This is a genomic window from Corynebacterium sp. HMSC068H04 (assembly GCF_001811255.1).
GTDB lineage: Bacteria > Actinomycetota > Actinomycetes > Mycobacteriales > Mycobacteriaceae > Corynebacterium > Corynebacterium hesseae.
In genome coordinates this window covers 47584-70499 of record NZ_KV804019.1, presented here as the reverse complement: position 1 = coordinate 70499, position 22916 = coordinate 47584, and the positions used below count along the sequence as shown (strand labels likewise).

23 protein-coding genes and 1 riboswitch are annotated in these 22916 nt (G+C 63.3%); of the genes, 15 read left to right on the top strand and 8 right to left on the bottom strand.

Annotated elements, in window-relative coordinates; genetic code table 11:
• Nucleotides 1–31: 31 nt before the first annotated feature.
• The 4 genes from rimM to HMPREF2792_RS09620 are packed head-to-tail and all read left to right on the top strand — an operon-like array spanning nucleotide 32 to nucleotide 4085.
• Entirely contained in the window at nucleotides 32–532 is a 501-nt protein-coding gene (rimM, locus tag HMPREF2792_RS09635; protein ID WP_070533207.1) for a ribosome maturation factor RimM, read from the top strand.
• On the top strand, nucleotides 529–1371 hold the full coding sequence (gene trmD / locus HMPREF2792_RS09630) for a tRNA (guanosine(37)-N1)-methyltransferase TrmD (protein ID WP_070520021.1): 843 nt from the start codon (nucleotides 529–531) through the stop codon (nucleotides 1369–1371). The genes rimM and trmD overlap by 4 nt, the downstream gene beginning before the upstream one ends.
• A gap of 1 nt (nucleotide 1372) precedes the next feature.
• Nucleotides 1373–1741, top strand: coding sequence for a hypothetical protein (locus HMPREF2792_RS09625; RefSeq protein ID WP_070533206.1), 369 nt, complete (start codon nucleotides 1373–1375; stop codon nucleotides 1739–1741).
• A 40-nt stretch (nucleotides 1742–1781) separates the two neighbouring features.
• Nucleotides 1782–4085 carry a Tex family protein gene (locus HMPREF2792_RS09620; protein WP_070533203.1) on the top strand — a complete coding sequence of 768 codons (2304 nt, stop codon included), beginning with the start codon at nucleotides 1782–1784 and terminating at the stop codon, nucleotides 4083–4085.
• Nucleotides 4086–4296: 211 nt separating this feature from the next.
• Here the strand turns inward: HMPREF2792_RS09620 and HMPREF2792_RS09615 are convergent, their stop codons facing one another.
• Nucleotides 4297–5433 (bottom strand): HNH endonuclease signature motif containing protein, encoded by a 1137-nt coding sequence (locus tag HMPREF2792_RS09615; RefSeq protein ID WP_070533202.1) that lies wholly within the window; start codon nucleotides 5431–5433, stop codon nucleotides 4297–4299.
• 332 nt (nucleotides 5434–5765) lie between these two features.
• Here HMPREF2792_RS09615 and HMPREF2792_RS09610 point away from each other — a divergent pair, with 332 nt between their 5' ends.
• Nucleotides 5766–7955 (top strand): YhgE/Pip domain-containing protein, encoded by a 2190-nt coding sequence (locus HMPREF2792_RS09610; protein WP_070533200.1) that lies wholly within the window; start codon nucleotides 5766–5768, stop codon nucleotides 7953–7955.
• On the opposite strand, the gene HMPREF2792_RS09605 is transcribed toward HMPREF2792_RS09610, so the two are convergent.
• From HMPREF2792_RS09605 to thiC, 6 genes are all read right to left on the bottom strand, one after another.
• Complete coding sequence (locus tag HMPREF2792_RS09605; RefSeq protein WP_070533198.1) at nucleotides 7952–9010, bottom strand: ThiF family adenylyltransferase; 1059 nt, start codon at nucleotides 9008–9010, stop codon at nucleotides 7952–7954. The two genes, HMPREF2792_RS09610 and HMPREF2792_RS09605, sit on opposite strands and share 4 nt — an antisense overlap.
• 25 nt (nucleotides 9011–9035) lie before the next feature.
• Nucleotides 9036–9815 (bottom strand): thiazole synthase, encoded by a 780-nt coding sequence (locus HMPREF2792_RS09600; RefSeq protein WP_070533196.1) that lies wholly within the window; start codon nucleotides 9813–9815, stop codon nucleotides 9036–9038.
• Nucleotides 9816–10013 carry a sulfur carrier protein ThiS gene (gene thiS, locus HMPREF2792_RS09595; protein WP_070533194.1) on the bottom strand — a complete coding sequence of 66 codons (198 nt, stop codon included), beginning with the start codon at nucleotides 10011–10013 and terminating at the stop codon, nucleotides 9816–9818.
• Nucleotides 10010–11155, bottom strand: a complete 1146-nt coding sequence (thiO, locus tag HMPREF2792_RS09590) for a glycine oxidase ThiO (protein ID WP_070533192.1) — start codon at nucleotides 11153–11155, stop codon at nucleotides 10010–10012. Before thiO ends, thiS begins: the two co-directional genes overlap by 4 nt.
• Nucleotides 11152–11802, bottom strand: coding sequence for a thiamine phosphate synthase (locus HMPREF2792_RS09585; RefSeq protein WP_070533190.1), 651 nt, complete (start codon nucleotides 11800–11802; stop codon nucleotides 11152–11154). The genes thiO and HMPREF2792_RS09585 overlap by 4 nt, the downstream gene beginning before the upstream one ends.
• Nucleotides 11795–13597: a phosphomethylpyrimidine synthase ThiC gene (thiC, locus tag HMPREF2792_RS09580; RefSeq protein WP_070533188.1), complete on the bottom strand. Its 1803-nt coding sequence runs from the start codon at nucleotides 13595–13597 to the stop codon at nucleotides 11795–11797. Before thiC ends, HMPREF2792_RS09585 begins: the two co-directional genes overlap by 8 nt.
• Nucleotides 13593–13707: riboswitch (TPP riboswitch) on the bottom strand. Its footprint overlaps the gene before it by 5 nt.
• Nucleotides 13708–13880: 173 nt before the next feature.
• On the opposite strand from thiC, the gene rplS reads away from it, so the two are divergent.
• The 9 genes from rplS to HMPREF2792_RS09535 all read left to right on the top strand — a co-directional run bounded on the left by rplS (nucleotide 13881) and on the right by HMPREF2792_RS09535 (nucleotide 21139).
• Complete coding sequence (rplS, locus tag HMPREF2792_RS09575; protein WP_070533187.1) at nucleotides 13881–14225, top strand: 50S ribosomal protein L19; 345 nt, start codon at nucleotides 13881–13883, stop codon at nucleotides 14223–14225.
• A 228-nt stretch (nucleotides 14226–14453) separates the two neighbouring features.
• On the top strand, nucleotides 14454–15149 hold the full coding sequence (gene lepB / locus HMPREF2792_RS09570; RefSeq protein ID WP_154761868.1) for a signal peptidase I: 696 nt from the start codon (nucleotides 14454–14456) through the stop codon (nucleotides 15147–15149).
• Nucleotides 15127–15828 (top strand): signal peptidase I, encoded by a 702-nt coding sequence (gene lepB / locus HMPREF2792_RS09565; protein ID WP_070533182.1) that lies wholly within the window; start codon nucleotides 15127–15129, stop codon nucleotides 15826–15828. Before lepB (HMPREF2792_RS09570) ends, lepB (HMPREF2792_RS09565) begins: the two co-directional genes overlap by 23 nt.
• Nucleotides 15825–16475, top strand: coding sequence for a ribonuclease HII (locus tag HMPREF2792_RS09560; RefSeq protein WP_198530321.1), 651 nt, complete (start codon nucleotides 15825–15827; stop codon nucleotides 16473–16475). Before lepB (HMPREF2792_RS09565) ends, HMPREF2792_RS09560 begins: the two co-directional genes overlap by 4 nt.
• A gap of 87 nt (nucleotides 16476–16562) precedes the next feature.
• A complete protein-coding gene (locus HMPREF2792_RS09555; RefSeq protein WP_005528899.1) occupies nucleotides 16563–16868 on the top strand; it encodes a DUF2469 domain-containing protein in 306 nt (101 codons plus the stop codon).
• Between the two features lie 221 nt (nucleotides 16869–17089).
• Complete coding sequence (locus tag HMPREF2792_RS09550) at nucleotides 17090–17527, top strand: YraN family protein (RefSeq protein WP_070533178.1); 438 nt, start codon at nucleotides 17090–17092, stop codon at nucleotides 17525–17527.
• A complete protein-coding gene (locus HMPREF2792_RS09545; RefSeq protein WP_070533176.1) occupies nucleotides 17514–19037 on the top strand; it encodes a YifB family Mg chelatase-like AAA ATPase in 1524 nt (507 codons plus the stop codon). Before HMPREF2792_RS09550 ends, HMPREF2792_RS09545 begins: the two co-directional genes overlap by 14 nt.
• Nucleotides 19034–20212: a DNA-processing protein DprA gene (gene dprA / locus HMPREF2792_RS09540; RefSeq protein ID WP_070533175.1), complete on the top strand. Its 1179-nt coding sequence runs from the start codon at nucleotides 19034–19036 to the stop codon at nucleotides 20210–20212. Before HMPREF2792_RS09545 ends, dprA begins: the two co-directional genes overlap by 4 nt.
• 15 nt (nucleotides 20213–20227) lie before the next feature.
• A complete protein-coding gene (locus tag HMPREF2792_RS09535) occupies nucleotides 20228–21139 on the top strand; it encodes a tyrosine recombinase XerC (RefSeq protein WP_070533173.1) in 912 nt (303 codons plus the stop codon).
• Here the strand turns inward: HMPREF2792_RS09535 and HMPREF2792_RS09530 are convergent.
• On the bottom strand, nucleotides 21102–21608 hold the full coding sequence (locus HMPREF2792_RS09530; RefSeq protein ID WP_070533171.1) for a M23 family metallopeptidase: 507 nt from the start codon (nucleotides 21606–21608) through the stop codon (nucleotides 21102–21104). The genes HMPREF2792_RS09535 and HMPREF2792_RS09530 overlap by 38 nt on opposite strands.
• 394 nt (nucleotides 21609–22002) lie before the next feature.
• Between HMPREF2792_RS09530 and rpsB the strand changes: the two genes are divergently transcribed.
• A complete protein-coding gene (gene rpsB / locus HMPREF2792_RS09525) occupies nucleotides 22003–22830 on the top strand; it encodes a 30S ribosomal protein S2 (RefSeq protein WP_070533169.1) in 828 nt (275 codons plus the stop codon).
• The last annotated feature ends 86 nt before the right edge of the window (nucleotides 22831–22916 follow it).

The following is a 22916-nucleotide window of genomic DNA, read 5'->3' as shown; positions in this document are numbered from 1 at the left end:
CACTCCAGCGTAGCCCGTTAAGCTAGCAGTCATGGAACTACTCATTGGTCGCGTGGTGAAATCCCACGGCATTAAAGGCGAGGTCTCCGTCGAGGTGACCACCGATTCCCCCGAGACCCGTTTCGCCGTCGGCGAGGTTCTCCACGGCAAACAAGGCAAGAAGGAACACGAGCTCACCATCACGGCGGTGCGCGCTCATAAGGGGCGCCTGCTCATCACCTTCAAGGAAATCCCGGACCGCACGGCCGCAGATTCCCTGCGCGGCACCCAGTTCTTCGCCGAACCTTTGGATGATCCCGAGGATGACGGCTTCTATGACCACGAACTGGAAGGTCTGCGCGTTCTCCTCGATGGCAAAGAGGTAGGCGAGGTGACCGGCGTGACGCACGGTCCTACGCAGTCCCTTCTGGAAGTCACGCTCACCGATGGCAAAGAGGCGTTGGTCCCCTTCGTTGAGCAGATCGTGCCCGAAGTCGATCTGGAGGCCGGGACCTGCACCATCACCCCGCCGGAGGGGTTGCTCGACCTATGAGGATAGACGTTCTCACCATTTTTCCGGAGTACCTCGACCCGCTGCGCCACGCGCTGCTGGGCAAGGCCATCGAGCAGGGAAAGCTCGCGGTGGGGGTGCATGATCTGCGCCAGTGGGCCACCGACGTGCACAAATCCGTCGATGACTCACCCTACGGGGGCGGCCCAGGAATGGTCATGAAGCCTGAGGTGTGGGGGCCGGCGCTTGACGACGTCTCCTCCGGCACCGCCTCCACCCAGGACCTCCAAAGCGCGCTGCCGCACCTGAGCAAGCCGCGCCACGACGATATCCATGGCGTCGAGGCGCGCTCCTATGGTGAAAGCGAGGGTTCGGATAAGCCGCTGCTCATCGTGCCGACACCTGCCGGAACGCCCTTTACTCAGGCCGATGCCCGGGCGTGGTCTACCGAGGAACACATTGTCTTTGCGTGTGGGCGCTACGAGGGCATCGATCAGCGCGTCGTCGAGGATGCCGCGCAGCGCTACCGCGTGCGCGAGGTGTCCATCGGCGATTACGTGCTCATCGGCGGAGAGGTCGCCGTGCTGGTCATTGCTGAAGCGGTGGTGCGCCTCATCCCAGGCGTGTTGGGGAACCGGCGCTCGCACGAGGAGGACTCTTTCTCCGATGGCTTGCTGGAAGGTCCTAGCTACACCAAACCGCGAGAGTGGCGCGGCCTGGCAGTTCCGGATGTACTGACTTCCGGGGATCATGCCAAGGTGGACCGGTGGCGCCGCGAGCAGTCGCTGGCCCGGACGTGGAAGCGCCGCCCGGAGCTGCTGGACGCGGCGGACCTGAGCGATGCCGACCGCGCGTACGTGGAATCCTTGAAGGAGGAATGAGATGGACATCAGTACTGACTTGTCAATACTTATGACCGAAGCCGAATGGGACAAGGTTCTCAAAGATATGCCGCAGCGTTTGCGCGAAGGCGGCGTCGAGCCGCTCGATATCAACGCAGAGATCATCTCCTTTACCTGCGAGCCCGACAACATCCTGGTCAACGAGTACATGGATAAACACGGCCAGCCGCCGGTGGGTGAGCACGTGTGGAGGGTCATCGTCAACGGCTCCTCTGAGCTGCCGTTGACCAAAGTCACCGCGGCCGTCGCGGACTGCTTGCCGCCGCACACGCTGTGGTACGGCACCTCCGAAATCGGCCACACCGAGTTTGGGTTGGGTACTTCCTGCGCGTGGCAGGGCGGGGTATAGGGTAGGGAGGTCTTTTAGTCCCCGACCAAAAAGAGGTTTTGTGAATATCGCAGCCACCATCGCCGGAGAGCTGGGTGTTAAAGAAGCACACGTTGACGCCGCCCTGAAACTCATGGCGGAGGGCAATACCGTCCCGTTTATTGCCCGTTACCGCAAGGAAGCCACCGGCGGGCTGGATGACTCCCAGCTGCGTATCATCGAGGAACGCTCGACGTACCTGCGCGAGCTGGAAGAGCGCAAGGAAACGGTGCTCGCCGCGATTGAGGAGCAAGGCAAGCTGACCGACGAGCTGCGTGCCCTCATTCAGGGCTGCGAAACCAAGGCGCGCCTGGAGGATCTGTACCTGCCATACAAGAAGCGCCGCAAGACCAAAGCGGATATCGCGCGTGAGGCCGGCCTGGAGCCGCTGACCGACAAACTCATTGAGAACCCTTCCGCGGACCCGGCCGAGCTGGCAGGGGAGTATCTCACCGAAGGTTTCGAGGAAACGAAGAAAGCCCTCGATGGTGCCCGCGCCATTCTGGTGGACCGCTTCGCACTGGATGCGGATCTGGTGGGCGAGGTGCGCGAGCGCATGTACACCAGCGGTTCCATGAACGCCGGCGTGGTCGAGGGTAAGGAAACCGAGGGCGCGAAGTTCAAGGACTACTTCGAGTTCTCTGAGCCTTTCGAGAAGCTCCCCTCGCACCGCATTTTGGCGCTGCTGCGCGGCGAAAGCGAGGGCGTTCTGCATCTCAACCTCGACGCCGGCGATGACGCCATGTACGAGGGCATGATCGCAGACCGCTTCGACCTGGACGTGTCTACCTCCCGCTGGCTTGCCGACGCCGTCCACTGGGGCTGGCGCACCAAGCTTTCCATCTCTTCCGGTCTGGACGTGCGCATGCGCCTGAAAGAGAAGGCGGAGGAAGGCGCGCTCAAGGTCTTCGCGACAAACCTGCGCGACGTTCTTCTGGCCGCCCCGGCCGGCCAGCGCGCGACGCTGGGCCTAGACCCGGGATACCGCAATGGCGTCAAGTGCGCGGTCGTTGACCCGACTGGCAAGGTCCTGGCCACCACGATTGTCTACCCGCACCAGCCGCAGCAGAAGTGGGCTGAGGCGGTGAGGGAGTTGGCGTCGCTAAGCGCTGCCCATTCGGTGGACCTCATGGCGATTGGCAACGGAACCGCATCGCGTGAGACGGAGAAGCTGGCGGGTGAGGTCGCCGACCTCATCGCGCAGGCCGGCGGTGCTCGCCCCACGCCGGTGGTGGTCTCCGAGGCTGGCGCGTCGGTGTATTCGGCCTCCCAGTTGGCGGCCGATGAATTCCCTGACATGGACGTCGCCCTGCGCGGCGCCGTTTCGATCGCGCGCCGCCTCCAGGACCCGCTGGCGGAGCTGGTGAAGATTGACCCGAAGGCGATTGGCGTGGGGCAGTACCAACACGACGTCAACCAGGTTGCGCTCGCCCGCACCCTCGATGGTGTGGTGGAGGATGCCGTGAATGGTGTTGGTGTTGACCTGAACACGGCGTCGGCTCCGCTGTTGGAGCGCGTGGCCGGAGTGAACTCCACGATTGCGGCCAACATCGTGGCGTATCGCGATGAGAATGGCACGTTTGCTTCGCGCAAGGAGCTGAAGAAGGTGCCGCGTTTGGGGCCGAAGGCTTTTGAGCAGTCCGCGGGTTTCTTGCGCATCAATGGTGGCAAGGATCCGCTCGATGCTTCGGCAGTGCACCCGGAGGCCTACCCGGTGGTGGCGCGCATTGCGGAGAAGACCGGCCTCGAGGTCTCAGCGCTCATTGGTAATTCGCGCGTGTTGTCGAAGCTGTCGCCGGCGGACTTTGCTGACGATACCTTCGGTGTGCCGACGGTGACGGATATCATCGCGGAGCTGGATAAGCCGGGCCGCGACCCGCGTCCGGAGTTCAAGACGGCTACCTTCAAGGAAGGTGTGGACAAGGTCTCGGACTTGAAGCCGGGGATGATTCTGGAGGGCACCGTGACCAATGTTGCGGCCTTTGGCGCGTTCATCGACGTGGGCGTGCACCAGGATGGCCTCGTCCACGTCTCCGCCATGAGCCACAAGTTCGTCTCTGATCCGCACGATGTGGTCCGCTCGGGCCAGATGGTGAAGGTGAAGGTCATGGAGGTAGACGTGGAGCGCCAGCGCATTGGCTTGTCGCTGCGGCTTGACGACGAGCCCGGCCAGCCCGCCCCCAAGCGCCGCAACGGCGGTGGGCGTTCCGAGGGCCGCGGCGGCCGCTCCGACCGTCGCAACTCCCGCCGCGACGGTGGGCGTGGCCGCTCGGACCGCGGCGGCGGTGGTTCGATGGCCGATGCCCTCAAGAAGGCCGGCTTCTAAAACGCACCTAGTTACGCGCCACAAACCCCTGACTGTTCAAACGGTTGGGGGTTCGTGAGTTTTCAGCCCTTCTGTACGGACAGTGGGTTGGACAAACATGTGGGATGAAGCGATCGCCGAAGGCACGGAAGGCCTCATGAATGTTGAGGTTTCCGCGTGGCGCCGAGCTGAGTCCGGCGTGTGGACGTGCACGGCTAAGCTGCCGCGTAGATTATCCGGGCGGCGCAGTGCTGGGTGGCGATGGGTGTATGTCCGGCGGGTCAGGTGGTTGGCTTGGGGGAGCGCCCGTCGGGCTCGTGGCCTGTCGGTTCAAGGCCTCTTGGTAGGCCGGCTGCGCGGTAATCGGCGTTCCCCAGGGCGGGATGTAATCAACCGGTCCCTTCAGCCGAAAGACATAGCCTCTGCCGGTCGGGCTGGTGGGGTCATCGTCGTTAATGCCGTTGTGGTAGGCACACAGCATGGTGAGGTTGGGCGGATTGGTTTCCCCGCCCGCTTGCCAGGGGACGATGTGGTGGACTTGGCAGTAATCGGCTGGCTTGTTGCAGTCTTCGATCGCGCAGGTGGGGTGCTCCGCGCTGGCCATGATGCGCTGCTCGAGGCTGGCAAAGCGCGAAAGCCGGTGCAGCCACACCGGGCCGATGGTGGGGTGGACCAGTGTGGCGTAGCCAGTCTCGGCGAATTTGTAGGTCAGAAACTCCGCGCCGCTCATGCGCCCGCCGTTGGTGAGCTCGAGCTCGATGTCATCGCCGTCGTGGCGGATGATCTTGTCGAGCTCGTCGAGTGTTATCACGACGTTTGTTCCCACCGCCGGCCGCGAGCCTGTGCCTTCTTTAAAGAAGACCTGGCGGGTGGCGTCCAGGAGGTCGGTGGGGTTAATGGACTCCAGGGTGCTGCGCATGGTGGAAATGTTGAGCGCGGAATCAGTCACCGTGAGCGAGTGCGGGCCGTTCTTGCGGTAAGTCAGCCGCACACCTGGCGACGGCACGCGTTTCGGTTTGAGTTCCTTCAAACGCTGCGCCGCCACTGAAGAAACCCGCTCTGAAGGCGTGGATGCGAGCGCAACGCGTAAATTCCAGACGTCAACCTGCTTCTTCAGCTTCGCGGTGTAAGACTCAATCAGGCTCAGCGTGGCCAGGTCGTGGCCTTGGCGTTGAGCCGCCTGGCGGGCTGTGCGCTGCCTACCTGTGAAGCGGGTATCGCCGAAATAGATGGCATGAAGCGACGCCAGCTCCGCCGCATCGCCGTGTGAGGCGCCCAGCGCGCGCAAGCTTTCGGGCGTGCTGGTTGCTGCTTCCACCAGCGCAATCCCCGAGTTGCGAAGGCGGATGTAGGTTTCAATATCCCCCATGTGCACAGAGAATAAAGCGGGTTAGCCCATCCCGCAACCGGAGAAGGAAACGCCCTGCCTACAGACAGTAAAGGACAGGGGCTTGCCGGGTGAAAGCCCGATTCGAATGCACTCGCTCGCCCGTCACAAGGGAGTGCGGGGTGATGTAATTCAGGTGGTGCGCAGCGCGGCGCAACGCGACGAATAGCTATAAGTTCACAATGTCAACTTATTCGGTGGTATGTTTGTTGAAACAAATGACCTAGTGGCCTCGCTCACGTTTGCGTGTCTAGCTTAAAAGGCTGGATAAACGAATAAAAGCGGACCTCAACCATCGCGCTAAGGAGGCGGACATGAGCCGTGAGGCTGAATCCAACCGGGAAGCAGACGCGAATAGCGCTTCGCCCAGTCTGGTAAATGAGGGGAGTGCTGCTACCCAGAGCGCGGCAGGCCACGACAGCGAGGCCATGGGGTGGCACCGCGTCCTCGATTGGCGCCCCACGAGTACCTTGTCGCGCGTGCTCATCGTTTTTCTCCTCGTCGCACCCATCGTTATCGCCGGCACCATGATGTGGGCCATGTGGGACCCCTCCAAGTACATGCGCAACATTGACTTGGCGGTGGTGAATGAGGATGCGGGCGTCGAGAAGCAAGGCACCTACACAAACTACGGTGATCAGGTCGTGGAAGGCCTGATGGAGACGCAGTACCTGAACTTTGCCGAGGTCAACAAGGCGGACGGTGATGAGGGCCTGCTCAAGGGCAAGTACCTCATGGTCGTGACCATCCCGAAGAACTTCTCGGAGCAGGCCGTCACCATCATCAGCGATAAGCCGGTCAAGCCGGAGATTCACTTCGCCACCAATGATTACTACGGCACGAATGGTTCGGTGATTTCCTCCAGCCTCATCCCGCAGGTGCAGACCAGCGTGGAGAACGCGATTTCCAAGAAATATGCCGATCAGGTCATCGAGGGGCTGAATAAACTCAGCGATGGCCTGGGAACCGCGGCTAAGGGCGCGGGCCGGCTCGACGAGGGCGCGGGCAAGCTGCAGGAAGGCGGCGGGCGCGCGGTCGAGGGAATTGCCAAGCTGGACGCCGGCGCGGGCGATCTCAACAACGGTACTGGTCAGCTGCTCGACGGCACGACCCGTCTCAACGAGGGCGTGGGGCGCTTGAGCGGCGGTGCCGCGCAGCTGGATGATGGCGCCGCCCAGCTTGCCGACGGCTCCGACAAACTGCTCGCCGGCACCGGCCGCTTGGCGGATGGCGCGGGTCAGATCGATGGCGGTGTCAATCAGCTCACCGGGATGCTCATCCCGGTGCTCAAGCAGGCGCAGGTTGTGGCCCCGGCGCTGCTGCAGCTTGTCGACGTCCTCCGCGGCCTCGGCATGCACCAACAAGCCGATCAACTCTATTCCCTGGTGTCCAAGCTCGACCCGGCCGCCAGCGGAAACATGGTGGCGCAACTGGAGAAGCTCTCCGCCGGCACCGGCCAGCTCTACTACAACCTGTCCGATCCCAATTCGGAGTACCTGGGCGGCATGATGGCGCTCAATGACGGCGCGCACCGCTTGTCCGATGGCTCGCAGCAGTTGCGGGCAGGCGTCGGCGAGCTGAGTAACGGTGCCGCCCAGCTGCAGGACGGAGCATCCCGCCTGCACGAGGGAACCGGCACGCTGAAGGACGGCACGGGCCAGCTGGCCGCCGGAGGCACGGAGCTCAAGGACGGTATGGACCAGCTCAAGGCCGGCTCCAATGAATTGGCCACCAAGCTTGCCGACGGCGCCGCCAAAGCCCCCTCCATCACCCAGCCGGATACGTCGGCGCAGAACATGGCCGTGCCCATCAACTTCACCTCCTCTAACCTCCACCCAGTACAGACGGTGGTCAGCCCGGTCGACCCGACCGAGAAGAACATCACGGGCGGCGCTTCCTTGCTCTTCGTGCTGGTCTTTGGCTTCCTCGTTATGCTGCTCCTGGCGATGACGCTGCCGTATTACCTGGGCCGCCGCGGGGAGACCGCTACGAGCCCGGTGCGCGGCATCCTCGCGGCCTTCGGGGTGGTGGCGGGGCTGAACTTCCTGGTCTTGGCCTTCATGAGTCTGATGTCCTCCACCATGGGCTGGAGCCCCGCCAGCTGGCCGATGATGCTGCTCGTCATCGCAGCGATTGCCGCTGTGGGCGCGGCGACTTACCAGTTCTTCCTCGTAACCTTCGGCCGCAAGATTGGTGCCGTCTTCGCCGTCGGTGCTTTTGCCTTAGGCGTCATGGTCTTCGGCGGCGTGTGGCCGGTGGCGGCTATTCCGCGGCCGCTGAGTTTGCTGCATCCGTTCCACCCGATGTCCTATGCAAAGAATGCCTTTACCCGAGCCACCGACGGCATCCACGATGGCACCTTCTGGGCGGGCATCGCGGTGCTGTTCATCGTGACCGCCCTGGCACTGGTGGCCTCCTGCGTGGTGTTCCGCGCCCGCCACCACGGCACGGCGCGCATCCTCGACGAGCACCTCTTCCGCGCGCCGGCGGTGGCCGGCGCCTAGAAGTCGTGTGCTGCGAGCCCGCCGGGGAGGTTGCGCAGTTCGATGCCCATGTCCGCGGCCAGATCGGCGTAGCGCAGGATAAAGCCAGCGCTGCGCCCGCCGGAAGGACAGGCCACGTAGATCAATTCGGAGCCGCAGGCTGAAAGCGCTCGGCGCACGGAATCATCATCGGTGACGGTATGCCAGGGCAGCGTTATCGTGGCACGAGGAAAGCCGGGGTCCTCGGAGATATCAAGGAGGGCAGCGTGGCCGGTGACAAGCTCCGGCGGCAGGATGTGCCGGGCAGGTAGGGCAGTAACGAGGGGGCGGTCGGGATCGGCACCTACCCGCAGCGTGCGGAAGCTTCCGGGGAGCGCGTCGTAGGAGGTTACGCGCCCGGTCATGTCTCGATGATCCGGGAGTGCGCCGAGCGTGGCGACCGCCGCGGTGACCATGAGCCCTGCGATCACCGATGTCGTCGCGCCCAGCACCCCGGCCGTCGAGCACTCGAGCGCCTCGCCGCTGGGCGGGGCGGGGAAGAGATCGCGCAAGCCCACCCCGCGCCCGTCGGCGGAGTCTTTCCCGGAGTGCCACAGCGCGGCTTGCCCGTCGTAGCGCAGCACGGTACCCCAGGCCAGCGGGGTAGAGGTGAGTTCGCAGGCATCGGCGACGAGGTATTTCGTGTCGAAGGTATCGGATCCGTCGAGGACGAGGTCAGCCTCGGTACACAGGTCGAGGACGTTGGAGGTATCGAGGCGTTCTTTGAGCGCGGTGATCTGTAGCTCGGGGGAAATCTCGCGGGCGCGCGCGGCGGCTACTTCCGCCTTGGGCTTGCCGACGTCCCCCGCACCAAACAGTACCTGTCTGTGCAGGTTGCTGATATCGACGGTATCGGAATCGATGAGCGTGGTCCGCCCGATGCCTGCCGCCGCTAGCTGCTGGAGGGCCGGGCAGCCCAGCCCACCGGCGCCCACGACGAGCACGTGCGCGGCATTGAGACGCTCCTGGGCCGCGTCACCGAAGCCGGGCAGGAGGCGCTGGCGAGCGGTGCGGGCGCGTTCGGTCTCGCTGAGCATGATGGCTGTCCTTCTAGGCAGTGGGCTACAGGACTTGGTCGGCCCAGGAGGCTAGGCCCTCGAAGGTGGAGGATGCCTGGGCGTGTTCGCGCTGCGGGATGCGCCCTGCACGTCGGGCTAGGCGGCCGGCTTCGACGGCGTGGCGCATGGCGGTGGCCATGGCCTCGGGATCTTGGCAGCGGTTGACTGCACTAGCGAGGAGGACTCCGGAGCAGCCGAGCTCCATGGCGAGGGCGGCATCGGAGGCGGTGCCGATGCCGGCGTCGACAAGTACGGGTACAGAGGCGCGCGAACAAATGAGCTCGAGGTTGTGCGGGTTGAGGATGCCCAGACCGGTGCCGATGGGGGCGCCGAGCGGCATGACGGCCGCGGCGCCAGCGTCCTCGAGGCGTTGGGCAGTCACGGGATCGTCGCTGGTATAGGCCAGCACGGTAAAACCTTCGGCGCTGAGCAGCTCAGTGGCGTCGAGGGTTTCGAGGACGTCGGGAAGCAGCGTGTGTTCGTCGGCGATGACCTCGACCTTGACCCACGTTGTGCCCAGTGCCTCGCGGGCCATGCGGGCGGTGAGGACGGCCTCGCGGGCCGTGCGGCAGCCGGCGGTGTTGGGCAGTGGAGCGATGTCCAGGCGGCGCAGCAGATCGAAGATGCTCTCACCGTCACGGGTGCCAGCGTGGCGGCGCATGGCCACGGTGGTCAGCTCGGTCCCGGAGGCGACGAGCGCGCGTTCCAAGGCTTCGTGGCTCGTGGCGCCACCGGTGCCCATGATGAGGTGGGAAGAAAAGGTGGTATCGGCGATGGTGAGCATTTAGCCTCCTTGGACTGCGGTGAGGATTTCCACGGCCGCGCCTTCGTTGAGTGGGGTGGTTTCCCATTGCGAGCGGGGGATGACCTGTTCGGCCACGGCCACCGCAGTGCCGTCAGGAGCGATGTCCTTTTCCTTGAGCAGCTGGGCGACGGTATCGGCCGCCGTGTCATAGGGCTGGCCGTTGAGGATGAGGATCATTGTTGCTCCTTGAGGTGTCGCAATGGGTTACAGGCCGCGAGATCGATGCTGGGATCGGTTCCTTCGATGAGCTCGCGGGCACAGCGCGCGGCCAGTGCCGTGAGCAGGATGCCATGGCGGAAATAGCCGGTAGAGATGACGAGCCTCTCGCTGACGCGGCCAAGATAGGGAAGGTCATCCGGAGTGCCGGGGCGAGCCCCCGCGCTGGCCTCGAGGAATTCGCATTCTTCGACGGCGGGAAGGACACGGATGGCGTCGCGAAGCAGTGCGTAGACGCCTCCGGCCTGCGCTGAGGACAGGGAATCCTCGCGGGTCGTAGCGCCGACGGCGAGGGTGCCATCGCCGCGCGGGATGAGGTAGATGGGGCGGTCCTCCACGAAGCCGCGCACCACTCGGGTCAGCAGCGGCTGCAGGTGATCCGGAACCCGCAGGCGCAGGATATCGCCGTACACCGGGCGCAGGTGCAGCGGGGACTGTTCAAGCCCAGCTGAGTCAGCCCACTCGATCTCACGCGCGCCTAGTCCGGCTGCGAGCACAACCTGTTCTGCTTCGAAGTCGCCGACGGCCGTGGTGACCACGCCCGTTGCAGCATCAATCGATTGGGCTGCCGTACGGAAGAAACGTACGCCGAGTCCTTGGGCCGCGCTCAGCAGTGCAGCCGCCCATTGGCGGGGGAAGACCTGCGTGTCGCCCGGGATGCTGACGGCACCGGCCAGACGCGGGGACAGCAATGGTTCCGCGCGCCGGGCTTCACGCACGGTGATGCGCTCGACCTCCATGCCGTGGAGGGATTGATACTCGGCCAGCTCGGTGAGGTGCTGGGCATCCGCGCGATCGGCGGCGACGACGAGCGTTCCCTCGGCACGGTAGCCGGTGGGCACCTCTGTGTGTGCGGCGACCAGATCGATGAGCTCCGGGTACCACGCGCCGGAGGCGCGCATGAGCGGGAAGAGCGGATCCTGCTGGTAGACCACCTCGGCGGCGGGGGCGAGCATGCCGCCGGCGAAGTGGGTAGCCCCGGAGGCTGGTGCCGGATCCAGCACCGTGACCTCGTGGCCCCGCGCGGCCAGTTCCACCGCGGTGGCCAGGCCGATGACGCCCGCGCCGATGATGATGACGGATGAATCAGAGCTAGTACTCATCGCGCACCTTCATCGAAGCCGGACAGCAGCTTGCGGCAATAGGCTTCCGGGTCATCGGCATGCATGATGCCACGCACGACAGCTAGGCCGGCCATGCCGGTTGCCGCAAGATCGGCAGCATCCTCGGCGGTAACATCCCCGATGGCCACGAGCGGTACGCGGGAGAGCTTCACCAAATCCGGGTAGGCATCAAGCCCCAACGGGGTGCGCCCGGAGTCCTTCGTCGGTGTGGCGCGGAACGGGCCGCAGCCGATGTAATCAATCAGGTCTGCTACCTCATTTGCGGCCTCGACCAACTCGCGCGTGCCGGTGGTCAGCCCAATAATCGCGTCCGGCCCCAACAACGCGCGGGCGGCGGCCACAGGCAGATCGTCCTGGCCGATATGCACGCCGTGCACCGGCTCGCCAGCGTGGCGGAGAGCGGCGGCGACGTCCACGCGGTCGTCGATAAGCACGCGCGTTTCTGGGTTGGTCTGCGCCACCGCGCGGGCTACGTCGCGGCCCAAGTAGTAGAGATCGCGGGCCGTAATCGGCTTGGAGCGCACCTGTACCACCCCGGCGCCGCCGCGCGCCGCTGCGGCAGCGATGCGCACGACGTCCTCATGCGAGCCCGCGCCCGTGACGAAGTAGCAGCGAAGATCAGGCATGTGCGGTCTCTTCTTCCTGATAGAGCTGTGAGCCCTGGGCCTTGAACTCCTCCGACATCTGCTTCTCGCCCGCGCGGGCAGCTGCCACGACCTCCGGATCGATGGCTCCCTTACCCGGGAAGCTTGGCATCCCTAGCGAATCGGAGAAGGTATCCCGGATGTCCTGGCTGATGCGCATGGAACAGAACTTCGGCCCGCACATGGAACAGAAATGTGCGGTCTTCGCCGGCTCCGCGGGCAGGGTCTCATCGTGGTAGGCCTGCGCGGTGTCCGGGTCGAGGGAAAGCGCGAACTGATCGTGCCAGCGGAACTCGAAGCGGGCCTTGCTCATCGCATCATCCCAGGCGCGCGCCCCTGGGTGGCCCTTGGCCACATCGGCCGCATGGGCGGCCAGCTTATAGGTGATCACGCCGGTCTTGACATCATCGCGGTTGGGCAGCCCCAAGTGCTCCTTCGGGGTGACGTAGCACAGCATGGCCGTTCCTCCCATGGCGATGTGCGCCGCGCCAATGGCGGAGGTGATGTGGTCATAGCCCGGCGCAATATCGGTGACCAGTGGGCCTAGCGTGTAGAAGGGAGCGTCCGAAGCCCAGTCCTGCTCCAGCTCATTGTTTTCCTGAACCATGTTGAGCGGGACGTGGCCCGGGCCCTCCACCATGACCTGGACGTCATACTCCCAGGCGCGCCGGGTGAGCTCACCGATGGTCTTGAGCTCAGCGAATTGGGCGGTGTCGTTGGCATCCGCCAGCGAGCCGGGGCGCAGGCCATCGCCCAGGGAGAAGGCGACGTCGTAGCGCGCGAAGATCTCACACAGCTCATCGAAGTTCTCGTAGAGGAAGGACTCCTTGTGGTGTGCCAGGCACCAGCCCGCCATGATGGAGCCGCCGCGGGAAACAATGCCGGTGACGCGGTCCGTGGTCAGCGGGATATACGGAAGCAGGACGCCGGCGTGGATGGTCATGTAGTCCACGCCCTGCTCGCACTGCTCGATGACGGTGTCGCGGAAAATCTCCCACGTCAGGTCCTCAGCCACGCCATTGACCTTCTCCAGCGCCTGATAGATGGGCACGGTGCCGATGGGCACAGGCGAGTTGCGCAGGATCCACTCGCGCGTGGTGTGGATGTCATCGCCGGTGGAGAGATCCATGACGGTATCCGCGCCCCAGCGCGTGGCCCAGCGCAGCTTCGACACCTCTTCCGCAATGGAGGAGGTCACCGCTGAGTTGCCGATATTGGCGTTGATCTTGGTGAGAAACTTCCGCCCGATGATCATCGGCTCCGACTCCGGGTGATTCACGTTATTGGGCAGGATGGCGCGGCCGCGCGCGATTTCGGAGCGCACAAACTCCGGATCGCAGTGCTCGCGCAGGGCCACGAACTCCATCTCCTTGGTGATGATGCCCTGGCGCGCGTAATGCATCTGGGTGACGCGCTTGCCCTCCTTCGCGCGCAGCGGCTGGCGACGCTCCCCCTTCCATTCCTGGGAAGCGGCACCGCGGCGCTCGGCGGAGCGGCCATCATCGGCGAGGTTGCGGGCGCGGCCCTCATACTCGTCGACGTCCCCGCGCTCCGCAATCCACTCAGCGCGTAGCGCCGGCAGACCTACCTCTGGCTCGCACTCCGGGCCGCGGGTGCGGTAGACGCGGAAAGGTTCATTCGGGCCGGAAGGGGAATCATCCAACTGAATCTCGGTCTCGGGTACCTCGAGGCCGTGCTCCCGGATGGGGGAGTAGGAGTGCTTGGGGTGAATCTCGCCGGAGTCAGAATTGTGAATGGGGGTATGGGTAGCCGTCATGGCTGCTCCTCTCTTCCTTCGCTGGTGCTAACCAGACAGGTTCAAACGGTGCAGGCGCGGTATCAGCGCCACTCTCAGCCCACTTCCCGTGGGCACCCGTGGGGTATCAGTGCGCCACCCACCTTAGAGCCCGCAACGAGGAGATGTCAGGCGTTTGGCACAATTTGTTCTGCGGGGGTGGGGTATGGAAAGATAGCGATGTTCTGTGTAATAGGCACGAACCGGTCAGCCGCCGCGAGGTGGCGCCAGGGTCCTCTGTCTTAAACTGAAAAGGAAAACACCAATGGCAAACCTCATTGACAAGGTTGATGCAGCTTCGCTGCGCGACGATATCCCGTCCTTCCGCCCGGGCGATACCCTTGACGTCAACGTCAAGGTGATCGAGGGCTCCACCGAGCGTACCCAGCTCTTCAAGGGTGTCTGCATCCGCCGTCAGGGCGCTGGCATCCGCGAGACCTTCACCGTGCGTAAGGTTTCCTTCGGCATCGGCGTTGAGCGTACCTTCCCGGTTCACTCCCCGAACATTGCCTCCATCGAGGTAGTCCGCCGCGGCCGCGTTCGCCGCGCCAAGCTGTACTACCTGCGCGACCTGCGCGGCAAGAAGGCCCGCATCAAGGAGCGCCGCTAGTTCTAGCTGCTCTGTAGCCCTCAGCCCTCCGCTTCCCACCGATTCTTGTGGGTAAGGCGGAGGGCTTTGTGCTTTCAGCAGCCTCCGGCCGAGCCGCATACCGGGATGTCGGCGCGCATTGCTAGGATTTAGCCCGTGGAAAAAGAAAACGACATTACTGAAGGTTCCCAGGGCGTGGGGAAAGAGGCGTCGGAAAGCGCAGCACCCCCAGCTGAGGAAAAGAAGCAGATGCCTTGGTTGCTGGAGACCGCACTGGTGGTGGTTTCCGTGCTTGCGGTCGTTGGTGTTTTCCAAAACTTTGTGGGCCGGCAGTACGTCATTCCATCAGGGTCGATGGAGCCGACCTTGCATGGCTGCGAAGGCTGCAATAATGACCGCATTTTTACCGAAAAGGTCTCCTATTACGGCGACAAGAACCCAGAGCCCGGTGATGTCGTGGTGTTCAAAGGAACGCCGGACTGGGACAGGAATTGGGTATCGCCGCGTTCCGACAACCCGGTCATCCACCGCATTCAGGATGCGCTGAGCTACGTTTCGCTCACCCCGCCAGATGAGAACACCTTGGTCAAGCGTGTTGTTGCTACCGGTGGCCAGACTGTGTCCTGCCAGGAGGGTGATCCGGCGGTCATGGTGGATGGCAAGCCCATCGAACAGGACTATGTGCAGGACCCGCCGACGTATCGCGTTGATGAGACCACCGGTTCTTACGCCTGTGGCGGCGCGTATTTTGGCCCCGTGACCGTGCCAGAGGGCAATATCTGGGTGATGGGAGATAACCGCACGGCTTCCGCGGATTCGCGCTATCACATGCAGGATGAGTTCCAAGGAACGATCCCGCTGGAGAACGTCCGCGGCAAGGTCATGTTCATCTTCTTCCCCTTCAACCGCATTGGTGGAGTCGATGACCCGGACATCCAGTCCTAGAGGGCGCGATGTCCTCACGGCGCTAGCACTCACCTTCGTGGTGCTGGCGCTAATTCAGGCTTTAGTGGGGCGGATGTATCTCATCCCGTCTTCCTCCATGGAACCCACCCTGCACGGCTGCCCGGGGTGCACGAATGACCGCATCGCCGTGCAGAAGGTGAGCTATTACTTCAGCGATCCGCGCCCCGGCGAGGTTGTTGTCTTTGCCGGTCCTGACTCGTGGAACACGTCTTTTGAGGTCAAGCGGTCCCGCAATGTAGTGCTGCGCGGACTGCAAAACATTGGCGCCTTTGTGGGGCTGGTGCCTAATGGCGACAACATCCTGGTTAAACGCGTCATCGCTACAGGCGGCCAGACCGTGTCGTGCCAAGAAGGGGATCCGGCCGTCATGGTGGACGGCAAACCCACTAACCAGGACTTCGTTCTGGATCCGCCGGAGATTCCGATTGATGAACGCGTGGGATCACAAGCTTGTGGCGGCGCCTACTTCGGCCCCGTTACCGTCCCGGAAGGCCATCTGTGGGTGATGGGGGATAACCGCACGAACTCCTTGGATTCGCGCGCGCACCTCGGGGATAACCTGCAGGGCACTGTTCCTGTCGAGAACGTGCGCGGCAAGGTCGCCGCTGTTGTGGTTCCGGTCAGCCGCGCGCAAACTATCGACGACATTCCGTTATAACCGCCATGCGCCGACTGAAACAGAAGAGAACCTATGAGGTCGCGCTCTCCAAGGCAGGGCTCGGTCCAGTTGCAGGGGTGGATGAAGCTGGGCGCGGGGCATGCTGCGGGCCAGTGACCATTGCCGCGTGCATCTTGCCGGAGCGCATCCTGCCCGGCTTGGAGCGGCTTGATGATTCGAAGAAACTCACGCCGGCGGCCCGGGAAAAACTGGAGCCGCTGATCAAGTGCCGCGCGCTAGCGTGGTCGGTGGTGCACGTGGACGCGAAAGACATCGATACCTTTGGCATCCAACACGCGAATGTGTCGGGGATGCGCCGGGCGGTGGCACGACTGGGGGTCCGCCCGGGCTACGTGCTAAGCGACGCCCTCTTCGTCCCCGGCCTGCCCGCCCCGCAGCTGCCGATCATCGGTGGGGATACCGCCGCGCGATGCATCGCCGCGGCGAGCGTTCTGGCCAAAGTCTCCCGTGACCGACTCATGGTGGACATAGCTAAGCACTACCCGGGCTATGCATTGGAGGCCCACAAGGGCTACGGCACCGCAGCACATCAGGAAGCTATCGCCCGGCTGGGGGCGACGCCGGAGCACCGCATGAGCTATCGCAATGTTGCTGACGCACATGCGCGATTCCTCGCGCGCGCCTGAAGCCTTATTCAGGACGCGGGAACTAAGCTGGTGCTGATTCTGTGACACCGTGAATCCGGGTAATTGTGAGCGAAGGAGAAGCACACCGTGAGCGCTGAGGAACTCGATAACTACGAGGCTGAAGTCGAGCTGTCGCTGTACCGCGAATACCGCGATGTGGTCAGCCAATTCTCCTATGTAGTGGAGACTGAACGTAGGTTTTATCTGGCCAACGCTGTGGAGCTTATTCCGCATACGTCGGGTCCGGACGTCTACTACGAGGTCCGCATGTCTGATGCTTGGGTCTGGGATATGTACCGCTCGGCGCGTTTTGTGCGCTACGTCCGTGTAATCACCTACAAGGACGTCAATATTGAGGAGTTGGACAAGCCGGATTTTGTCCTACCGGAATAGAGCCTTAGGTAAGTGATCTAGATAAAAGTGGGCGGGGGACGCCACGTTGGTGACCCCGGACTAGTTATCCACAGATTTGCGGTGGCGAGGCATTAAGCCCTCGCCACAACGCAGTTAATGGGGTGTTCTGGAAGTGCCGTAAGGGGGTGTGCGGCACGGGAATTGTCTTGTGTCGTGCTTGCGGCGTGTTGTGTACACGTTCAATTCCAAGGAGCACCATAGTGACAAGAAATCTAGCAACCACTTTGCAGTCACCGACAGTGGGCCAGACCATCCGCCCGGCGGAAGCACTGGGGAAAGCGGGGGAGAAATTCGCCGCTGACTTTTATCGTGCGCGCGGGGCGCAGGTCATCGCTGCGAACGTCCACTACCGTGTGGGCGAGCTCGATCTCGTCGTGCGTGAACCCGATGGGACCATTGTCTTTTGCGAAGTAAAAACTCGGGCAAACCGCAACTTCGGCGTCGCGGAAGCGGTAACCCCACGCAAGTTAGCGCGCCTGCGCAAGGCGGCCGCGCAGTGGCTGAGCGCCGCACGGAGCGAAGGGCAGGCGTTGAGCAAGGTCCGTTTCGACGTCCTCGGGCTGGTAGCCACCGGGGCGAAGTCGGGGGAGGCGTTCGAGGTGGACTACTTCCAGGGAGTCGATCATGGCTCTCGGTAGGTGCGACACGATAGCGCTGGATGGGGTCCTGGCCCGGGTGGTCACGGTGGAGGCCAACGTTGGCCCCGGGCTGCCGGGGGTTCACGTGGTGGGGCTGGGGGATGCCGCAATCTCAGAGTCGCGGGATCGCATCCGTACTGCGGTAAGCAATTCGCACTTGCCGTGGCCCAAGACGAAGGTGGTGGTGTCCATGTCACCGGCCTCGCTGCCTAAAGCAGGGGCGCACTTTGATCTCCCGATGGCCTTGGCAATTCTAGGAGCAGGCCAGGCGGAGAAGAGTCGCCTTAGCAGGGCGCTGGTTCTTGGTGAGCTGGGGTTGGACGGGCAGGTACGCCCGGTCTCCGGCATCATCCCGGCCATTCTGGCTGCGCGTTCACAGGGCTATGACACCCTGATCATTCCGGTGGGAAACGCTGCGGAAGCAGCATTGGTGTCCGGCATCACTGTACTCGTGGCCGAAACGCTGTGGGATGCTTTTGCGTGGGCGTGTGGGAATGATTGCCTGCCGGACGCGCACCTCATTGCACATGCAGCAGCGCCTGCGTGCGAGCAAGTCGCCGATTTCAGCGAGGTGGCAGGCCAGAAGGAAGCCAAGTGGGCGGCGGAAGTTGCCGCTGCCGGCGGCCACCACGTGATGATGGTGGGTCCACCCGGCTCCGGTAAGTCGATGATTGCCTCGCGCTTGCCGGGGATTCTGCCGCGCCTGAGCACAGAGCAAGCAGTGGAAGCCACGGCCATCCACTCGGTGGCGGGAGCCGTCGGCACCGCTATCTCGCGGGCTCCGTTCATTGCGCCGCACGCTTCGGTAACGAGGGCCGCGCTGATCGGTGGCGGCTCAGGGCGCCCACGGCCAGGAGCAGTGAGCTTGGCGCACCATGGCGTGCTCTTCCTCGACGAGGTCAGTGAGGTGCCTGCGCAGGTACTCGATAGTTTGCGCGCCCCCTTGGAAGAAGGACAGGTGCGCCTGACGCGGGCGAGCCGGGAGGTTATCTTCCCCGCCCAATTCCAACTAGTGCTGGCTGCAAATCCCTGCCGGTGTGGAGCCGAAGAACCGGCGCGTTGCGAGTGCCGAGTATCAGACAGGATGAATTACTTATCCAATCTGTCGGGGCCGCTGCGGGACCGCCTCGACATCATCGTGTCCCTGTCGGGGCAATCAGCGGTGCTCCAAGCGGAAGGTGAAGAGACCTCTGAGGTCATCGCTCAGCGCGTGGCCGCAGCCCGGGAACGCATGAAGGCGCGCTGGGAGGGCGACGGGTTGGGAAGCGTGGTCAATGGAGCAGTTCCGGCTTCATATTTGCGGCGCCACCGCCCAGCAGCGGAGTCTGCGATGATCATGCTCGCCGCCTACCTGGCGGAAGGGGAGCTGAGCCAGCGCGGGGTCGACCGTGTTCTGCGCCTAGCCTGGACGCTGGCAGACCTCGACGGCTCATCTCGCCCTGAGCTCGAGCACGTCAGCCGGGCGCTGGATCTCCGCGGGGCTGGGACGATCGAAAGGCTGGCGGCATGAGTGAGCTCAATCTATCGAGTAGCCGGCATACGTGGGCCTATCTCAATCGCGTGGTGGAGGGTCCTTCACCAACTCTTCACGGGCTGTTGACCCAATACTCGGCTGAGGAGATTGCTCGGGGAATCTACAAAGGAGAGGATTGGATTGGGCCCTTGCGGCAAGCCACGGCTTCGCGGCGTGAGTGGCTGCGGCAAGACGAAGACTTGGCTGTAGCGGAAGCGGAAGGCGCTCGGCTCATTACGCCCGCGGACGCTGAGTGGCCCGGGGAAGAGTTCTCCCGTGCCTTCGGTTTCTATCACCAAGGGGTGGTTGATGCCCCGGCAACGTTTGATGACCAAGCAGTACCACCGCACAGTCTGTGGGTACGCGGTGGAAACCTGCGCGAAGTGGTATCTCAATCTGTGGCCCTCGTGGGCACGCGCGCGGTGAGCAGGTATGGCTGGGAGGCTGCGTCACTCTTAGCGGGTGGCCTTGCGGCTCATCAATGGACAGCGGTGTCCGGCGGAGCGGTAGGCGTTGATACGGCGGTCCATGAAGCGGCCCTCGATGCGGGCGGACTGACCGTCGCTGTGGCGGCCTGCGGCATCGATATCTCTTACCCAGCGCGAAATGCGAAGCTCTTTGACAGAATCGCCGAGAAAGGATGCATCGTGTCTGAGTTCGCGCCGGGCACGCGGCCGCAGCGATTCCGCTTCTTATCCCGCAACCGTCTCGTGGCGGCGATGACGAGTGGCACTGTGGTGGTTGAAGCGGGGTTCCGCTCTGGTGCTCTTAACACGCTGAATTGGGCGGAAGCGCTGGGCAGGGTTGCCATGGCCGTACCGGGGCCTATTACGACATCTGGTTCCTTGGGGTGTCATCAACGAATTCAGGATGGGCGGGCCCAATTGGTGGCGTCTGCGGATGAAGTTCGGGGGTTGGTCGGCAAAGCAGGAGAGGTAGATGTGGTGGGACAGTATGAGCTCGAGTTTCAGCCGACTGCTGTGCAGCGCCTGTCCCGCAATGAGCTTCGGGTGTATGACTCCACTCCACCGGAAAGCGCGGAGGAAGGCGCGAGCGCTGAGGACATCGCGGCGGCCGCGGGAATGCGGGTGGCGTTGACCATTCACCTTCTCGTGGCGATGCAGAAGATGGGGGTGATTACTCGCTCGGGGGCGATGTGGCAGCGCACCTGAGTACACTCATGAGACATGAGTGGTGCAAGTGGTAACGGTGAGCGGCACGTGGGCGGACAGCTGGACGAGGCGATCGAAGACTTCGCGGACTTCCAGCGCATCGTCCGCGGCCGTTCCGATGCGACCGTTCGCGGCTATTGCTCCGACCTGCGCTTGCTGGCGACGGAGGTTCCGGACTTCTCAGCGTTCACACTGAATTCCCTGCGCGAATGGTTGGCCCACGCCGTTTCCGAGGGCAAGTCCCGCTCCACACTGGCGCGCCGCACCGCCGCGGTGCGTGCTTTTTCCACATGGGCTGCGCGTGAAGGCTATTTAAAAACTGATGTGGCGCAGCGTTTGGCCACGCCAAAGGTGGGCAAACACTTGCCGACGGTGATGTCGCCTTCAGCGGCGGGGGAGCTGATGGGCAATGCCGTCTCCGCCGATGAGATCCATTTCCTGCGTGATAGTGCCATGCTCGAATTCCTCTACGCCACCGGTGTGCGCGTGGCTGAGCTCGTCGGTCTCAACATCGGGGATATCGATGTGTCCCGGCGTACTGCCCGCGTCACAGGTAAGGGCAATAAACAGCGCGTCGTCCCGTTCGGGGATGCAGCTCACGATGCGCTTTGTGCCTGGTTGGAAACGGGCCGTCCCCAGCTTGCGGGTGATACGGAGGCGGTGTTCGTGGGGACCCGCGGCGGGCGTATCGACCCCCGCCAAGTCCGCCGTGTTGTCGAGCGCGCTGCGCAAGTGACGGGAACGCCGGGTTTGACCCCGCACGGATTGCGTCACTCGGCGGCAACGCATCTGCTCGAGGGCGGAGCGGATTTGCGTATTGTCCAGGAGCTGCTCGGGCACTCTTCATTACAGACCACGCAGGTCTACACGCACGTCTCCGCCCAGCGGCTTAAGGACGTCTACGCCCGCGCCCACCCACGGGCTTGAGGCGAATGACAGGTTCCCCAAGCAAGTCCAGCGGATTGATGTAATCCTCGCGTCCTTCAATCGCGCCCCAATGCAGTCCCGGATAGCCGTCCACGGACGGGGCGAGGGTGCCAATCACGTCTCCTTCCTGTACCCGGTCACCTTTCTTGACTCTCGCAAACACTGGTTGATAGGTCGTGCGCAGGCCGTTCCCATGGGCAATCGATAGGGCGGGTTTGCCCGCGATCGAACCGGCGAAATATACGACGCCATCGCCGGCCGCGAGGACCACCCCGCCGACAGGCAGGTCCAGATCGACACCGCGGTGTCCCGCCATCCAGCGCTTTTCGGGAGGCTCGAAGCCGCGCAAAACACGCGAAACGACAGGTTCCCCGGTGGTGGGGTCGACGTAGGCGGCGGCTAAAGGGACGTCGACAAGCGCGGCCCAAGCACACAGCAAGACGGATACATAAAGAAGACGGTGACGCATGCCTCCAAGCCTGCGCTCGGACGCCTCTTCAGAGAAGAGGTGCAGCCACTGTTGTGGATAACCTGTTAAAGAAGAGGCCACTGTTGCAGCAGGGGAGAAGACCGTAGAGTCATCAACAATCCTGCTGAGATAAATCAGGCCCGTCGTTTGGAATCACCATGTGTGCAGTACTAAGCTAGCCCATAGCAGTCTGTGCTCAAGCCTAAAATGCTGGCGCATGGATTGACTACGCGCGGCGAAGCAGTCGCTTCCTGGGTTAAGGAAGAGGCAGCCTGTGGTTGACGTGGTCCCCGCAATAGTGGGGTGTTGACCAGGGCCTTCGTTGCTAGGGTGCGGAATAAAACACCGCACAATTTTTGCAAAACCGAAACAACATATAGAAAGCGAGCGAAACATGGCAGTCGTAACCATGCGCGAGCTCCTCGACGCTGGCGTCCACTTCGGTCACCAGACCCGTCGCTGGAACCCGAAGATGAAGCGCTTCATCTTCACCGACCGTAACGGCATCTACATCATCGACCTGCAGCAGACGCTGACCTACATCGATGAGGCCTTCGAGTTCGTTAAGGAAACCGTCGCACACGGCGGCACCATCCTCTTCGTTGGTACCAAGAAGCAGGCTCAGGAAGCCGTTGCTGAAGAGGCAACCCGCGTGGGAATGCCCTACGTTAACCACCGCTGGCTCGGCGGTATGCTCACCAACTTCCAGACTGTCTCCAAGCGCCTGAAGCGCATGAAGGAGCTGCAGGCTATGGACGCGGCTGAGGACGGCTACAAGGGCCGCACCAAGAAGGAAGTTCTGATGCTGACCCGTGAGCGCACCAAGCTGGAGCGCGTCCTGGGCGGTATCTCCGATATGACCAAGGCTCCGTCCGCACTGTGGATCGTTGACACCAACAAGGAGCACATCGCGGTCAAGGAAGCCCAGAAGCTGAACATCCCGGTCGTCGCCATCCTGGACACCAACTGTGATCCGGATGAGGTTGACTTCCCGATTCCGGGTAACGACGACGCCATCCGCGCTACCAAGCTGCTCTCCGGCATCATCGCCACCGCTGTGGAAGAGGGCAAGAAGGCTCGCGAGGAGCGCCAGCTGGCTCAGGCTAAGGAGGCCGCCGGCGACAGCGCTGAGAAGGACGCCCGCGACGCCGCTGAGGCCGCCGCTGCGTCTGACCCGGCTTCCGCAGAGAAGTCTGAGGACGCTGAGAAGTCCGCAGAGTAATCTGCACACCTTAAGCCCCCGTACCGCACGGCCCACAGTGTCCGCGGCGATGGGGGCTTTTTCTTAGCGTGCTAAGGCGCGTGACA